Genomic DNA, 15,872 nt, shown 5'->3' with positions numbered 1-15,872 from the left:
CCCCCATCTCCCCATCTCCCCATCTCCCTACTCCCTACTCCCTAAAAACTCATCTGCCGCTTTCTCAACACTTGTACCTTTGAAGAAGTCACGATTGAGGCTGGTGTACAACTCCAATGGATGGATTGAGAGGAAGTGGCGGAGGTCTTCTTCGGTGATGATTTCCTGTTCTACCATTGAGTAGGCGTTGGCAGTCACAGTGGTGATATCAGGCACATCCCAATGACCAGAATCAGAACCCAAGAAGGCTTTAACTCTATCACCAAAGGGATTAGCTGCACGATTAAAGGCTTGGGCTACACGGGTATCATCGGATTCTGTACCGAAGTAGAAATGATTCAAGAAGCGATCGCGAACGTCCTCTGGCTTCTCAATTCCCGCCAGTTCAAATTCATCTAGTTCGCCTGGATCTTCTGGAGCCAACATTTTATGATGGAATCCCAAACCGTCGCCAATTCGATCTAGGCGTCCATGCACAAGTTCGCCACCGTAACGGGCGTACAACTCCACTAGTGCTTCCTTATCTATAATTGCAGGATCGTTATCTGACAACAAATGTTGTTTGTTGCGGGTTTCCCAATGCCAAATAATATCCGCATATAGACTAGCACCCCAAGCAGAACCACCTTCTAAGAAGGCAAATCTTAAGGTGGGGAACCGACGAGTTACACCACCAAAGAAGAGAGATTTGCACAATGCTTCTGCTGCAAAGGCAAAGTGATTAATGTGATTGTACTGGGCATTGGTCACCGATCGCTGAGTCGTCCAACCTTGACTCGAAGCATGAGTTGTGGGTATAACTTTCAGCTCTACGCACTTCTCCCAAAATGGATCGTAATCATACTGGCTATCTAAACCAAAGTTATCGATCCAAACCACTTCGTTAGCCACTTCTGGGCCATACTTTTCAAAAGCCGGAATCGGACGGCGGACGTAACCAGGAATTTGAATTGCTTTTAATCCCAGAACATTAACCGCATATTCCAACTCTTCAATTCCCTCTTCGGGAGTGTGCAGTGGAATTGCAGCGATGGGTGTTAGCCTGTCAGAATATGGGCGGAAAATGTCAGCATGGTAAGTGTTAACTGCTCGACAAACAGCACGCCGCATTTCTTCGTTACCGATATTCGGGGCCATCGTTGCCAAATTTGGGTACACCACAGCAAAGTCTGTACCAGCTTCTTGCAGACGTTCGTGCAGTAATTTAGGCAAGCTAATGGTAGCCAAATTTAAAGTATCTTTGGTTGGACGACCCCACCAATTAGGACGATTAGTGCGATAAGCAAAACGTTCTTCCCAAGTTTGCTTGTACCACTTAAAGCGGGAAGACCCTGGTAAATTTTCTTTGAAGCGTTCAACAATCGCAGTTCCACCTACTTGCTCCAAATAATCTAAGACTGCTGGCTCAAATTCCTGGGTATGTACATCAGTATCAATGATGGGATAACCCAACTTTTCCCGAATCTGAGCAGACCTAGTTTTTTTCGGACGTTCTAACGCAATAGTCATGATAGTTTACCTTATTCAAATGTTGACCGAGGAGTTAGGAGTTATGAGTTATGTCTCCCCATCTCCCAATCTCCCCATCCCCTTACTCCCTACTCCCTTTCCCAAGCAAAAATTCATCTGCTGCTTTCTCAACAGCTGTACCTTTGAAGAAGTCACGATTCAAACTGGTGTACAACTCCAAGGGATGGGTTGATAGGAAATATTGCAAATCTTCTTCGGTGATAATTTTGCGTTCTACCATCGAATAGGTGTTAGCAGCGATCGCTGTAATATCAGGTACATCCCAGTGTCCAGAATCCGAACCCAAGAAGGCTTTGATGCGATCGCCATAAGGATTAGCTTTGCGGTTAAATGCTTGAGCTACACGGGTATCATCGGATTCTGTGCCGAAGTAGAAGTGATTCAAGAAGCGATCGCGAATATCTTCTGGCTTACTAACTCCCGCTAAGGCGAATTCATCTAAATCCCCTGGTTCTAAGGGGGCTACTAAGTCGGCGTGGAAACCTAGACCACTACCTAATTTATCCAAACGACCATGTACTAATTCACCACCGTAACGAGTGTAGTACTCTAGCAGTTCTTCACGATTAATATTGTTGGGATTGTTATTTTCTACTAAATGGTCTTTGTTACGGGTGTACCAATGCCAAATCAAATCAGTGTATAAGCTAGCACCCCAAGCCGCCCCTCCTTCTAAAAAGGCAAACTTCAGTGTGGGGAAGCGGTGAGTGACGCCACCAAAGAACAGAGATTTACACAGCGCTTCTCCAGCCGCAGCAAAGTGACCGATATGGTTGTATTGGTAATTGCTAATGGAACGCCGATTTATCCACCCCATACCAGAAGAGTGGGTGGTGGGTACTACTTTGAGTTCTACGCACTTCGCCCAGAATGGATCGTAGTCATACTTGCTATCCAAGCCAAAGGTATCAATCCAGATAGCTTCGTTTGCTACTTCTTCGCCATACTTCTCAAAAGCGGGGATCGGACGACGGATATGGCCTGGAATTTGAATTGCTTTGAGTCCCAGGACATTGACTGCATATTCCAATTCAGCGATCGCTTCAGAGGGCGTATTCATGGGAATAGCTGCAATGGGCGTTAAGCGATCGCTATAAGGACGAAAAATATCAGCGTGGTAAGTATTAACCGCACGGCAAACAGCCAGCCGCATTTCTTCATTACCGATATGCGGGGCCATAGTCGCCAAGTTTGGGTACACAACTGCAAAGTCTGTACCTGCTTCTTGCAAGCGCTCGTGCAACAACTTCGGTAAACTAATGGTGGCTAAATTTAAAGCATCTTTAGTGGGACGAGTCCAAAACGGAGGACGTGCAGTCCGGTAAGCGCGGCGTTCTTCCCAACTTTGCTTAAACCATTTAGAGCGAGATGCACCAGGTAAATGTTCTTGAAAACGTTGAGCTATGGCACTTCCAGCAACTTGCTCTAAATAATCCAAGAATGCCGGCGGAAATTCTTGGGTATGCACATCAGTATCAATGATTGGATAACCCAACTTTTCCCGAATCTGAGCAGACCTAGTTTTTTTCGGACGTTCTAAGGCGATAGTCATGATAATTTACTCTAAATTATTGAATTTATGGGCATAGGGCATTGTATAGTCAACAGTCAACTAATAACTATCACTCCCTATTTCGCTTCCCAATCTTTTAATTGAAAATCGGACTTCGCTAAACCTTGGGAAACTAAAAAGTTTTTAGTTCCTTCTAAAAGTTTTACTCCTTCAGGTGGTAAAGGTTCTTCTGATACTTGTTTGAGTGGATAGGATACTTTGATGATATCGACGGGATATTTAGTAGTTTGAGCGTGGTACTGATAATATTCTTCAGAATTAGCTTTTAAATCTTTGGCTGCTTCTGTGAGAATTTTGTTAAATTTATCTGGAAAATCAGGCTGTTTGGCGAGAAATCTTTCGGTTGCTACGATTAATGAAGTACCTGATAAACCTTGATGATTTGCTGAAGAATCAATCACGGGAAAACCTTGGGATTTCAAATAAGGCCCCATATCACTGGAAGTTGCATAAGCAGCCACATCACCACGTTCTAATGCTGCTTTTGCTTCAGTACTCATCAAGTGAACTACTTTTACATTTTTAGCAAGTTTTGTTTCAGCTAACAGACCCAACAGGTATCGATGCATATAAGAACCTTTTTGAGTCGCTATTTTTTGCCCTTGAAGTTCAGCAAGCGATCGCGGGCCATCTTTTTTCGCCACTAGCCAAGCGGTTGTATTAAATTGGCTAATCCGCAGTAGTCGAGTTTGTTCGCCTCTAGCTCTCAAAACTATCGCTGGTGTATCGCCTAGAGAACCAACATCTAATTGACCTGCAACGAGGGCTTCATTAAGATCTGGCCCGTTGGGAAATCGCGCAAAGGTAATATTTTCAAATCCAGCTTTTTTCAGTTCGCGCTCTAATATTCCCTTTTTCTTTGCCCAACCAAGGGAACCTGTAGGTTCTATACTACCTACATAACCTATACGCAAGGTAGATACATTATTTGATGCAGCAATGGAACTAGTACTATTGGCATTAATCGCCTCGATGGATTGAGCCGATTCACTTTTTCCTTGGCTACATGCTGTAGTTAGCAGTAGTAATAAACAAGCCACTGAAGTTGATAATCTTATACGGTGAGAGCTGGAGAAAGGCGAAGGAGTAAAGGATAAGGAATTTAAAACCTTTCCCCTTTCCCCTTTCCCCTTTAAAGAGCCAAGTTCACTTGGCGAACTACTAGACACCCGATGTCTAGGCTCACAATGCCGAACTTTTGTGCTTATAAGACTACCCTTTGCCTTCTTTAACGACAGCATGACTATTTTCTCCGCTGTACTATTTCATCTGCTTGAGAATTTGGAATGTTTGATCGTCTTTTGCTGTTGATGTGCGTTTATATCCCCAACCAATGTTTTCACGGTAACTACCCAGTAAGCCGACTTCTAACAATTCTGCTTCCTTCACTGAAGTCTGGATGTCGCTTTGGGGTGCTACATAAAGGGCATCAACTGGACAATACAATTCGCACATATAACAGGTTTGACAGTCACTCTGTCGGGCAATAGTTGGCGGTGCATCAGGTACGCTGTCAAAAACGTTGGTCGGACAAACGTTGACGCAGATATTACATTTTATGCACCGCGATTCGCTGACCAACTCAATCACACTACGGCTCCTGCTATTTTGGATTGGAGAATTTCTGGTTTTGTTGTAGTGTTTAGCGGCTGAGTCTTGACCCAGACTTTATCTAATCCACCACTAATTAAATAATGTTGCTGGTTGGGATCTTGTTCGGGATAGTCTAGATGTTTGTGCATACCACGAGTTTCTTTACGTTCAATGGCGCTGCTATACATCCATCGTGCTGTGGCTACCATCGCCGCCGCTTCTCTAGCCCGAATCAGTTCTTGATTTGATGTTACCTGACTACTGCGGATTTCTTGCCAGAGGTTATTTAGTGTGGCTAAAGATTCAGTTAAGCCTTGTTCTGTACGGAATAAGTTTTTTTGGTAGGGAAATACTTCGCCTTGGATTGCTTCAATCACTTCATCAGTTGCAAATTGCTGGGAGCGATCGCTATGATTCTTGAATCCTACTTCTCCAACACCCTGGAGATGAGGTTGAGTTTTTTGTTCTCTCAAACTGTGGATGTATTCAGCAGCCGATTGACCCGACCAATAGCCAGAAGATATTGCCCAAGCTGCATTGTGGCTACCACCACCGGTGAATCCCCCACATATTAGTTCCCGTGTGGCTGCATCTCCAGCCGCGTAGAGTCCCCGCACGGAAGTGGCGCAGGTATCATCTATAATCCGAATTCCTCCTGTACCGCGTACAGTTCCTTCTAGACGCAAGGTAACGGGAAAACGTTGGGTAAATGGATCGATACCTGCGCGATCGAAGGGTAAAAAGAAATTAGGCTGCGCCAGACGCATAGATGGGCGCATGGCTTCGGTTGCTTTATCCAAAATGGCGTAAACTGGCTGTTCCAGCAATGTCTTGGCTATTACTGAACGACCCCTTTGAGAACCAGCACCAGGAATTACAGTGCCGTCTTCGTAGGTGAAGGTTGCCCAATTATAAAAGAGGGTTTTGGTAACTGAAGAAAAAGCTGGGGAGATGCCATAAGCGTTGGAAAACTCCATACCTGACATCTCTGCACCTGCTTCGGCAGCCATTAAATAACCATCCCCTGTCAGGACGTTGCATCCCAACGCTTTACTCAGAAACGCACAGCCACCAGTGGCAATAATCGTGGCACGCGATGTCTGACGACAAGCCGCTTCGCGTCTACGCACCCTCCATCTACCACCAGTCTGACGGTTAGCGCCTGTAGCACCGCCAACAGCCCCGTCTTCATCTACCAACAGTTCTAAGGCGGGGCTGTGGTCTAAAATCTTGACTCCTGCCCGTTGAATTTGCCGCCGCATTAACCGCATGTATTCGGGGCCTTGGAGCGATCGCCGATAGGGTTTGCCTTCATCATCGGTGGGAAAGGGATAACCCCAGTCTGCTAGCTGATTAATGTTGACATAAGTCTGATTCAGTACCCTATCCATCCAATGGCGATCGGATAAAAACCCACCTAAAGATTCCCGACTCGCCTTGGCCGTTTCCCGTGCTTCTGGGTCAGGTGGTACGTACCACACACCATTACCAGACGCCGCAGCACATCCAGTAGTCCCACAATATCCTTTATCTACAAGGATAACTCTCGCTCCACTCGATGCAGCACTCCAAGCCGCCCAAGTTCCAGCAGGGCCACCCCCAATTACTAAGACATCAGCTTGCAGGTCAAGTTCAAAATCAGTTGTTAACGTCTTCAGCATCTAAAATATTTCCCCCATCTAGCAAGTCCTGAGCATCAAATTTTCATGCTATCGATGCCACACGCTATTAAAAATCTTTTTGCCTAACTAGTTAAGGGTTCCCTACTACCCTCGATTTATGGCTTCTTTACTTCGGGTTGCCAGTAGATTAACTTTAATTAAACTACTTTAACTTTAGCGATTAACCGTAGTTTTATAACATAAAAAAGCTTTTCACAATTTCTGACAAAAAGCAAGTATTTTCACAGATAAATTTCAACATAAAGTATTGTTAACTGTTGACTGTTGACTGTGAACCGTTAACGCTCAATTTTTAACAGTATCCCTAAACTAGTGAAATTGCGTGTAAAGGTGTGGGATGTAAGGATTTTTAACACCGACACCCCAACACCGAATAGCACCTTCTCCAAATCTTCGATTTTTCTCCAGGACTTAGGCAAAAATGACGGAAAAGCTGAATTTATCAAACCGCCATCGCGTTTCGCGTCTCGCAGAGAAGACGCCTTCCTTCGCAAAGCATCTCGAAGAGAAGAACACCAAAGTGCATCGTCTCATAGAGCGTGCGTAGGTCTTACAGTCATCAGTCATCAATCAACACTCCCAATACGACCAATGACTAAAACCTATAGACGGTACGAATCCAACCAAATAAACTATCGGGATTATTATTATCAGAGTCTGGTGCAGTAATCCAGATTAAACCCGGCGTAATCTCAACATTATTTCCGATTTTATATTGGTAAAATGCCTCAACGTGCAGCGAGGTATCTTTATCTGCTTGTCCAAAACCTGCTCCCAAATTCACACTATTACTCAGACGGGTAAGTTTTGGCTCCATACCAACTAAAACTCCCCCTAAAGCGCCTTCCTTAAAAAGATCCGGGAATGCGAGTCCTACTGCCCAATCCATAGCGTTACCATCTCCACGTCCTATATAGCGATGAGATGCATAACTTACCCATCCATTAATTGCAAATTTAGGACTAACTTGATAAAAAGCTTGTAGTCCATAGAGATTCCCTACGGTTCCGGCTCCAGCCACAGTGCTGTTTACGAGGTTACTTCCAGCAGCAGGCCCGAAGTTTGTTCCACTAAAACCTTGGGTATTTGGTGGGCTATAGGTATTGACGTAAGTTCCAGCGATGCGAAAATTGCGATTGGCAGAGTAGTATATTAGCTGTGCTAAAGCTAGATATCTACCTGTAAATAAGCCATTATTCAGTAGCGGATTATTACCGTTTGGAGCGCTAAATGCTACCCCAAGTTGAATCTGTTTACCGAATCGTTGGAGTATGGCAAGTCCAGGGCCGCTATCTCCATAGTTATAGACCAAAGACCGTCGTGAAAATCGTGAAATTCCATTAGCGCCAGTTGCAGAAGACGATTCAAAATATGGGTTAATCGGGCCAGAAAGACCTATCTCACTAGCTCCATCTGATAGAGCATAAATATTGACTTGGGTATCTGGAGTAGCTAAAAACCGATAGCGAACACCACCAAGAGTAATCTGATTGCGTGCAAAAGTAATACTGGCGTTATCAGCAGTTCTTCCCTCATAAGTTCCTAATAACCCAGCTCTTGTTTGTCCCAAAGATTCAATACTTCCACCAGACAACGATAAGCTCAGTGAGTCTTTACCATTAAAACTGGTGTTGAAGCGTAACGAAGCATTGCCTTGCAGTGTAGGATTCCGAGGTGCAGGTGTCTTAGTCACGACATTATTACCTGCTAGAAGTGAGCCAAAGACAATCTGCGCCCTACCTATAAGTTTGGTTGTAGTGGTAAACTTAGTTGCTTCTAACTGTGCAGTGCGGGCTTCTAAGTTATCTACGCGTCCCCGGACTTGAGCAAGTTCTGGAGAAAATTGTTCTTGTAATTTTTTGATGGTATCTAAGTCTTCTCGTCTGACTAAATCTGTTGTTGATGTCCCTATGAGTTCATTGAGACGATCTAAAGCTGCATTTAAGCCAGCTGCAAATTCATAGCGCGTCAGGCCACGACTGCCTTTAAATGTACCATCTGTATATCCGGCAATTACACCATAGCGTTCCACCAAAGACTGTAGTGCTTGGAATGCCCAATCTGTAGGCTTCACATCTGATAGTTGCGAGACAGATGTCACTTGTTCTGCTGAATTAGTGGTGGGTTTTTTCTTAGTGGGTGGTGCAACACCAGATAATTCTGAGACAGGCGTCACTCGTTCTGGCTTTTTACCTTTTTTTCTAGTTAGCCCTGGAATTGAAGTTTCAACTGTTTGATTAACAACTGCTTCTGGAGGTTTGTTTGTTTCTAATTCGGAAATTGAAGTTTCAATTGTTTGATTAACAACTGCTTCTGGAGGTTGGTTTGCTTCTAATTCTTTGGGTAGTTCGGCCCGACTTTTAGCCGGATTCAAAACCAAAATAGCTATAATATCTAGCAATGAAAGTAGAAACAGTATGGATCTATAATTCCAGCGAAACTTAGACATGACTCTTTAACTCCTCAACCTGAAAACGAATAAGCTAGCTCAAAATTGCACAAAACAACACCATAATTTTCTGATGTCATGTTTGTGCTAAACCATTAAATAGCGGATTGAATCAAGGTTTCATTGATGAAAAATTTACAAATCTCAGATATTGAAACCACCACTAAAAGTTGTTCGATGTACAATCCAAATTTGCAGTAAATTGTTAATTTTCCTGCTTGCAAGGATAGTCAAGACAATGAAAAGAAAGTTGATGAATGCTAATCAGCTATATTTTGACAGCATCAATTAATTACTTAAATCCGATAAAACGATAGACTTAGCGGATTTTATTTAGAAATATATTTGCATAGAGGTTGCTACAATGCAAGACCTAGTGGTCTGCCAATCCAAAAATGCGCTTCTTTCGGGCTGGGGAAAGGGAAAGGGGTAAAGGGTAAAGTAACTCCAAAAAATAAATTATTCCGCTTGGGGTCGTTGACCGTTGACCGTTGATTGCTGACGGTCAACAGTTAACAGTCTTCTGTGGAATATTTTTTTACTTGCAAGTCCCTAAGGGATTTAAAACCTTTCCCCTTTCCCCCGCTAAGTCACGAAAGCGAACTACTACCTGTGCTTTTTCATCATTATTATGATTTTATAGGTAGAAAGTTGTGTTTTGGAATACAGTCATCCAGACCACAAAAGTGGGAATATAAGAAATGCTAGCAATGCTATGTACTCATGTCTGCTCGCCATAAAGTCAGGCGGCAAACAAATATTTTTTACCAATGGTTAAATTAGGGTTGATTTTTACGTAATATCGGGTAGAATTTCACCTATAAACTACGGTAAATCGATAGAAAAAGCGTAAATAAGGAATCTCATACCCTGATAAACATGCAAATTCTTTGGTTTATTCCTACTGGCTCTCGTGACGGACGCTATTTAGGCACAGATATAGGCTCTCGTGTTGCGACACCCGATTATTTGCAGCAAATTGCCCAAGCTGTAGATAGTCTGGGTTACACAGGTGCTTTGTTACCTACAGGGCGTTCTTGTGAAGATGCTTGGATTACTGCTGCGGCTTTCATATCTGTTACCAAGCAAATGAAATTTCTTGTAGCAATTCGACCAGGAATTACTTCTCCTGGTGCTGCGGCACGTATGGCCGCTACATTCGACCGAATTTCTAAAGGAAGATTGTTGATTAATGTGGTAACAGGTGGCGATCCCGTACACCTTGCAGGGGATGGTTTGCATCTGAGTCATGACGATCGCTACGATCTAACCGATGAATTTTTAAGTGTTTGGCGGGGTATTGTTAGTGGGGAAACAGTTGATTTTCAAGGAAAGCACCTTGATATCAAAGGTGGTAAACTCCTATTCCCACCAGTTCAAAAACCTTATCCGCCTTTGTGGTTTGGTGGTTCATCTGCTGCTGCTAAGCGGGTTGCTGCGAAACATATAGATGTGTACCTGACATGGGGAGAACCTCCACAACAGGTTGCACAAAAAATTGCTGAAGTTCGCCGACTAGCAGCAGAACAAGGTAGAACAGTACGTTTTGGTATTCGTTTGCACGTAATTGTGCGAGAAACCGAGTCTGCGGCTTGGGATGCAGCCAATGAGTTGATTAAGTATGTGGATGAAGAAGCGATCGCCACAGCTCAAAAAGACTTTGCTAGTTCTGATTCTGAAGGGCAACAGCGCATGAGTCAACTACACAATGGCTCAAGGCAAACCTTAGAAATCAGCCCCAACCTATGGGCAGGAATTGGATTAGTGCGGGGTGGTGCTGGTACTGCTTTGGTAGGAGATGCCGACACTATAATCGCTAGGATGCTGGAATATCAAGAGCTAGGAATAGAAACCTTTGTTTTTTCTGGATATCCGCATTTAGAAGAAGCATATCGCACCGCAGAATTATTATTCCCACATCTACCTTTGCAAAACCAATCTGCACTCCCGACACCAGAAGTTTTGAGCCATTTTAGCCAAACAGATGCCAATGAAGAACTTGCTAAACAACTCACAGCTGCCTCATAGGAATGGCAATTTTAGATTTTAGATTTGGGATTTTGGATTAAAAACACCAAGTTTCCAGTCTAAAATCATGGGAATTTAGAATGTATCAAAATTCAAAAATATGATGGCATTTATTTTGAATTTTGAGTGCTGAATTCTTACCAAAAATCTACTAATTTCGCCTTCTAGATTTCTCGATAGGGAAAATCTAAAATCCAGAATCTAAAATCCAAAATACTACTATGACTATCACCCTCAAACACAGCAAAAGTAGTAATATATCCCTAAGTGGACTGTTAAACAACCCCCAATTCGATAAGATAATTCCTTGGATTGTGCCTATTCTCGTACTAGTACTTTGGGAACTTTCTTCGAGAATTGGTCTGCTTTCAACCAGAATTTTACCAGCCCCTAGTGGCGTAATTGGCACAGCATTTAAATTGGCTTCCACTGGAGAATTGTTTCAACACATAGGAATTAGTGCTGGACGTGCTATATCTGGTTTTATAGTTGGTGGCAGCATCGGGTTTAGTTTGGGTTTGCTCAATGGCTTTTCTCGTACAGCAGAAAAGTTACTAGATAGTTCCCTGCAAATGCTCCGCACAATCCCTAACTTGGCATTAATTCCGCTAGTAATTCTTTGGTTTGGTATTGGCGACCAAGCGAGATTATTTCTAGTATCTATGGGGGTATTTTTTCCATTGTATCTCAATACATTTCATGGCATTCGTAGTGTAGATCCCGGATTGATTGAGATGGGAAGAGTATATGGATTGAAAACACCACAACTTTTGTGGCAAATCATTTTCCCTGGGGCTTTATCTTCAATTCTTGTTGGCGTCCGTTTTTCCTTGGGGATTATGTGGCTAACATTAATTGTTGCAGAAACCATTGCAGCAGATTCCGGACTGGGATACATGGCGATGAACGCTCGTGAATTTATGCAAACTGACGTTGTGGTATTGAGTATTGTTATTTATGCCTTGCTAGGCAAATTAGCAGACGCCACCGCCAGAGCATTAGAAAGAAAGTTTTTAGCTTGGAATCCTAATTACCAAAGCGCATAATTTTCAGTCTTAAGTCCAACACTGAAAATTATCGCTTTTTGGGAATCATGACAAAAATTGGATGTTCAAGATGCGTTTGTTCGCAATCAAAATTGTAGCTATTGTGTAAATACAAGGAGGTTTTTCAAGTGAGTTCAAATGTACAAGGTACACAACTAAGTATTTTAGATCTGACAAAGGATTTTGGCAAAAAAAATGTCTTAAATTCATTGAATTTAGAAGTTGCACCAGGTGAGTTTGTTGCCATTGTGGGACGTAGTGGTTGCGGTAAGAGTACCTTATTGCGTCTTGTGTCAGCATTAGATAAACCAACTTCAGGGGGAATACTACTAGATGGAGAACCACTGCGGAAACTCAATAGGTCTGTAACCGTGATGTTTCAAGATCCCCGTTTACTACCTTGGAAGCGAGTTATTGAAAATGTGGGATTAGGTTTACAAGGTAATTGGCGTGAAAGAGCTAAATGGGCGCTTCAGAAAGTAGGACTTGAGGATAGAGCTGAAGAATGGCCTTACGTATTATCTGGTGGACAACGCCAACGGGTATCATTGGCAAGAGCATTAGTGAGTCAGCCACGTTTATTATTGTTAGATGAACCTTTGGGAGCCTTAGATGCTCTCACTCGCTTAGAAATGCAAAATCTGATTGAAACCTTGTGGCAAGAGCGCAGATTTACTGCATTTTTAGTTACTCATGATGTAGAAGAAGCAGTAGCATTAGCAGACAGAGTGATCCTGATTGAAGCAGGACAAATTACTTTAGATTTACCTGTGAAACTTTCACGCCCGCGAGATAGAAGTCATGAACTGTTTATTAATATTAGAGAAACAGTTCTAGAACGAGTAATGAGCAATGAAAATACTCAAATAAGCAACCAACTATTACAGCTGAGTAGCTGAAGTATAAGCTTTTTGTAGCCAATCAATATTCAACTTGAGGTAGCTGCGGTAAATAGGCTACTTCGAGATTAAAAGTTACTTTGAAAAAGCAGATACAGCAATCCAAAATTGTTTGTAAACAATCAAAATCTCTCTCAATTTTATTATGTGAGCCTTTGGGTGATTTTTTTATATTCACGACATAGATAAACTAGAACGCAATAATTATTATTTATAAATTGATATTAATAAAATATTTATCATTTTATTTAATGAAAATTAGAAAATTAACAAAGTACGATGCAGAAAATTATAGACAAATTAGACTAGAAGCTTTATATAAAAATCCAGAATCATTTGGCACAACGTATCCTGAAGAAGTAATTAAGACGATAGAACAATTTCGGGATAGAATCTCAGTCGATAACAATAAGTTTATTTTGGGCTGCTATGACGCTTAATTTTTTAATGAAACACAGGTAATTTTTAGAGATGACCCTGTAAATAAAGAAGAGGTAATCTACCATGAAGCTCATTTTGCCCCTTGATTTGGTTGCTGACATTGAGCCACATCTACCACCAAATACAGAAATTGTCAGAGTAGATATTGATGGTAATTTAGATAGCGATGCTAGCGATGCTGAAGTTTATTTCAGCTGGTTTTTATCCAGAAGTAATGTACTGCATAAAATACTAGAAGCTGCACCTGCACTGCGTTGGCATCATGCCCCGAATGCAGGAGTCAATCACATTCTGACGCCAACTTATTTAGAAAGAGATATTATCCTCACAAATGGAGCAGGGGTGCATGGAATTCCCATTGCCGAATTTGTAATTACTTACATACTTGCTCATGCTAAGCATCTGCCAGAATTATATAGTCTACAAACACAACGTCACTGGAAAAGAGGGTTTGCCATCAAAGAATTAACAGATGCAACTTTGTTAATTATTGGTGCTGGTGGTATCGGTCAAGAAATAGCCGCCCGTGCTAAACCCTTCGGCTTGAAAATTATTGGCAGTCGCCGTCATCCCCAAGAGCTGCCCAATTTTGATAAAGTAGTGGGTGCTGATGAATGGCGATCGCTCCTCCCCACAGTAGACTATGTAGTAATTGCAACGCCATTGACACACGAAACCAAAGAATTTATTGATGAATCTGTGTTGCGATCGCTCCCTCCCCATGCATACTTAATTAATATTGCTCGTGGTGGGGTCATCGATGAATCAGCATTAATCAAAGCACTCACAGAAGGCTGGATTGCAGGTGCAGCATTAGATACTGTCAGCACCGAACCCCTACCACCAGAAAGTCCTTTATGGTCGCTGCCAAACATCTTCATCACACCCCATACTTCCGGTCATTCACCAAAAAGTCAACAGCGTTCAATAGCCTTATTTATTGATAATCTCCAACGCTACCAAGCTGGCAAACCGTTACGAAATGTAGTAGACAAAGAAGCAGGGTATTAAGGGGATGAGGCAGAGGGGCACAGGAGAATAATAATTCCCCAGTCAACACTCAACAGTCAACAGTCAACACTCCAATCCCCAATTCCTTTAAAATCTGGGAGTAGGAAATATCGTGAAACTAATTTTACCGGATCATTTGATTGCTGAGATTCAGCCACTATTACCAGCTGATGTAGAGTTTGTGGTGGTGGATAGTGAAGGCAACATCGATGGCGATGCTAGTGATGCAGAAGTTTATGTCAATGGATTTTATCTCAAGGCCTCTACCCTTGACAAAGTATTAGCAGCTGCACCAGTTTTGCGTTGGCAACAGTCACCGAGTGCTGGGGTGAATCATATCCTAACGCCTAACTTTTTGCAAAGGGATATTATCCTGACAAATGGCGCAGGAGTTCACGCGATTCCAATTTCGGAATTTGTCTTGGCGTTCATGCTTTATCACGCTAAAAATCTGCGGAAATTACAAACTTTGCAAGATGAACACACTTGGGTAAGAGGAGTGTTTCTCGAAGAGTTGGCAGATGCGACATTATTAATTATTGGCACAGGAAATATCGGTCAAGCGATCGCATCTCGCGCTCAAGCTTTTGGTGTTCAAGTTTGGGGTAGTCGCCGCCATCCCGAACCTTTACCCCATTTTGACAAAATTGTCGGTGCAGATCAATGGCGATCGCTACTTCCAGAAGCAGATTATGTAGTTATTGCTACACCTCTCACCCCAGAAACCGTAGGCTTAATCGATGAAGCTGCGTTGCGTTCTATGCGTCCATCCGCTTACTTAATCAACATTGCTCGTGGTGCAATAGTAGATGAAGATGCATTAATCACCGCCCTCCGCGAAGGATGGATTGCTGGTGCGGGATTAGACACTGTGGCCACAGAACCTCTGCCGCCACAAAGTCCGTTATGGTCGCTACCCAATGCTTTTATCACGCCCCATTGTTCAGCACTATCACCACGACTGAGAGAACGCATAGCAGCATTGTTCATTGACAATCTTAAACGCTACCAAGCCGGTCAACCATTGCGGAATGTGGTGGATAAGAAAGCAGGGTATTAGGGGAATGAGGGGCAGAGGAGAACATTGACACTCTTGCTCTACTGGTGGGGATGTAGAAACCCCACCCTCAACAAAGTAGGGTGGGGTAGTTCATTAATAATCAGTTGTCTGCTTCACCCAATTAATAACAGTGTTGTGATTAACGCCTATGGCTCGTTCAATAGCACGAAAACTCATGCCTTTAAAATAGAGTTCTAGACAATACTTTTTGATAGAATCTCGATATCCCAAAGTATTGTAAGACTCTAGAAATTGACGACCACAGTGACGGCAGATATAACTCTGCTTGCCACGGCGATGTCCGTTTTTGCTAATTTTGGTAGCTTCACAATTAGGACACTTCATAATGCTTTGATTGGTATTGGTATTGGTATTGGGTATCGGGCATTGGGCAAAGGGCAAAGGGCAAAGGGTAAAGGGTAAAGGGCAAAGGGCATTGGGAAGAAACTCCAGTGGCGGGGGGCAGAGGGGAAAAAAACTCTTCTCCCCTGCTCCCTGCTCCCTGCTTCCCTACCTCCCCCCCTCCCCCCCCCCCCCCTCCCCCCCCCCCTCTTTTTCCC

12 protein-coding genes are annotated in these 15,872 nt (G+C 42.9%); 5 read left to right on the top strand and 7 right to left on the bottom strand.

All coding sequences use genetic code 11. The features are described 5' to 3' along the window. Window positions 1-27 precede the first annotated feature (27 nt). The 6 genes from GNE10_RS20040 to GNE10_RS20015 all read right to left on the bottom strand — a co-directional run bounded on the left by GNE10_RS20040 (window position 28) and on the right by GNE10_RS20015 (window position 8,827). A complete protein-coding gene (locus GNE10_RS20040; RefSeq protein ID WP_185566664.1) occupies window positions 28-1,509 on the bottom strand; it encodes an amidohydrolase family protein in 1,482 nt (493 codons plus the stop codon). Between the two features lie 82 nt (window positions 1,510-1,591). Continuing rightward, the gene (locus GNE10_RS20035; RefSeq protein ID WP_185566663.1) at window positions 1,592-3,082 is read right to left on the bottom strand and encodes an amidohydrolase family protein; all 1,491 of its coding nucleotides are present in this window, start codon (window positions 3,080-3,082) and stop codon (window positions 1,592-1,594) included. A gap of 77 nt (window positions 3,083-3,159) precedes the next feature. After that, the gene (locus GNE10_RS20030) at window positions 3,160-4,143 is read right to left on the bottom strand and encodes an ABC transporter substrate-binding protein (protein ID WP_311774829.1); all 984 of its coding nucleotides are present in this window, start codon (window positions 4,141-4,143) and stop codon (window positions 3,160-3,162) included. Between the two features lie 220 nt (window positions 4,144-4,363). After that, window positions 4,364-4,693: a 4Fe-4S binding protein gene (locus tag GNE10_RS20025; RefSeq protein WP_185566661.1), complete on the bottom strand. Its 330-nt coding sequence runs from the start codon at window positions 4,691-4,693 to the stop codon at window positions 4,364-4,366. After that, complete coding sequence (locus tag GNE10_RS20020; protein ID WP_185566660.1) at window positions 4,690-6,357, bottom strand: FAD-dependent oxidoreductase; 1,668 nt, start codon at window positions 6,355-6,357, stop codon at window positions 4,690-4,692. Before GNE10_RS20020 ends, GNE10_RS20025 begins: the two co-directional genes overlap by 4 nt. A 616-nt stretch (window positions 6,358-6,973) precedes the next feature. Then, complete coding sequence (locus tag GNE10_RS20015) at window positions 6,974-8,827, bottom strand: iron uptake porin (protein ID WP_185566659.1); 1,854 nt, start codon at window positions 8,825-8,827, stop codon at window positions 6,974-6,976. 879 nt (window positions 8,828-9,706) lie between these two features. On the opposite strand from GNE10_RS20015, the gene ssuD reads away from it, so the two are divergent. From ssuD to GNE10_RS19990, 5 genes are all read left to right on the top strand, one after another. Further along, window positions 9,707-10,855, top strand: coding sequence for an FMNH2-dependent alkanesulfonate monooxygenase (ssuD, locus tag GNE10_RS20010; protein WP_185566658.1), 1,149 nt, complete (start codon window positions 9,707-9,709; stop codon window positions 10,853-10,855). Between the two features lie 221 nt (window positions 10,856-11,076). Beyond that, window positions 11,077-11,901, top strand: coding sequence for an aliphatic sulfonate ABC transporter permease SsuC (gene ssuC, locus GNE10_RS20005; RefSeq protein ID WP_099069603.1), 825 nt, complete (start codon window positions 11,077-11,079; stop codon window positions 11,899-11,901). A gap of 128 nt (window positions 11,902-12,029) precedes the next feature. Continuing rightward, entirely contained in the window at window positions 12,030-12,800 is a 771-nt protein-coding gene (locus tag GNE10_RS20000; protein WP_099069602.1) for an ATP-binding cassette domain-containing protein, read from the top strand. Window positions 12,801-13,304: 504 nt separating this feature from the next. Then, the gene (locus tag GNE10_RS19995; RefSeq protein ID WP_185566657.1) at window positions 13,305-14,252 is read left to right on the top strand and encodes a D-2-hydroxyacid dehydrogenase; all 948 of its coding nucleotides are present in this window, start codon (window positions 13,305-13,307) and stop codon (window positions 14,250-14,252) included. A 109-nt stretch (window positions 14,253-14,361) separates the two neighbouring features. Beyond that, the gene (locus GNE10_RS19990; RefSeq protein ID WP_185566665.1) at window positions 14,362-15,312 is read left to right on the top strand and encodes a D-2-hydroxyacid dehydrogenase; all 951 of its coding nucleotides are present in this window, start codon (window positions 14,362-14,364) and stop codon (window positions 15,310-15,312) included. 93 nt (window positions 15,313-15,405) lie between these two features. Here GNE10_RS19990 and GNE10_RS19985 read toward each other — a convergent pair whose 3' ends face one another. Continuing rightward, window positions 15,406-15,657: an IS1 family transposase gene (locus GNE10_RS19985; protein WP_185566656.1), complete on the bottom strand. Its 252-nt coding sequence runs from the start codon at window positions 15,655-15,657 to the stop codon at window positions 15,406-15,408. Window positions 15,658-15,872: the final 215 nt, after the last annotated feature.

The sequence above is a fragment of the Nostoc sp. 2RC genome (assembly GCF_014222165.1).
GTDB lineage: Bacteria > Cyanobacteriota > Cyanobacteriia > Cyanobacteriales > Nostocaceae > Nostoc > Nostoc linckia.
The sequence above is the reverse complement of the archived record's forward strand: the minus strand, read 5'-3'. Positions and strand labels throughout refer to the sequence as shown.

Excerpts from the sequence above, each read along its gene's own strand:
- ssuD (WP_185566658.1), top strand. The coding sequence starts at position 9,707 with ATGCAAATTCTTTGGTTTATTCCTACTGGCTCTCGTGACGGACGCTAT.
- GNE10_RS19985 (WP_185566656.1), bottom strand. The coding sequence starts at position 15,657 with ATGAAGTGTCCTAATTGTGAAGCTACCAAAATTAGCAAAAACGGACAT.
- GNE10_RS19995 (WP_185566657.1), top strand. The coding sequence starts at position 13,305 with ATGAAGCTCATTTTGCCCCTTGATTTGGTTGCTGACATTGAGCCACAT.
- GNE10_RS20020 (WP_185566660.1), bottom strand. The coding sequence starts at position 6,357 with ATGCTGAAGACGTTAACAACTGATTTTGAACTTGACCTGCAAGCTGAT.
- ssuC (WP_099069603.1), top strand. The coding sequence starts at position 11,077 with ATGACTATCACCCTCAAACACAGCAAAAGTAGTAATATATCCCTAAGT.
- GNE10_RS20015 (WP_185566659.1), bottom strand. The coding sequence starts at position 8,827 with ATGTCTAAGTTTCGCTGGAATTATAGATCCATACTGTTTCTACTTTCA.
- GNE10_RS20035 (WP_185566663.1), bottom strand. The coding sequence starts at position 3,082 with ATGACTATCGCCTTAGAACGTCCGAAAAAAACTAGGTCTGCTCAGATT.
- GNE10_RS20040 (WP_185566664.1), bottom strand. The coding sequence starts at position 1,509 with ATGACTATTGCGTTAGAACGTCCGAAAAAAACTAGGTCTGCTCAGATT.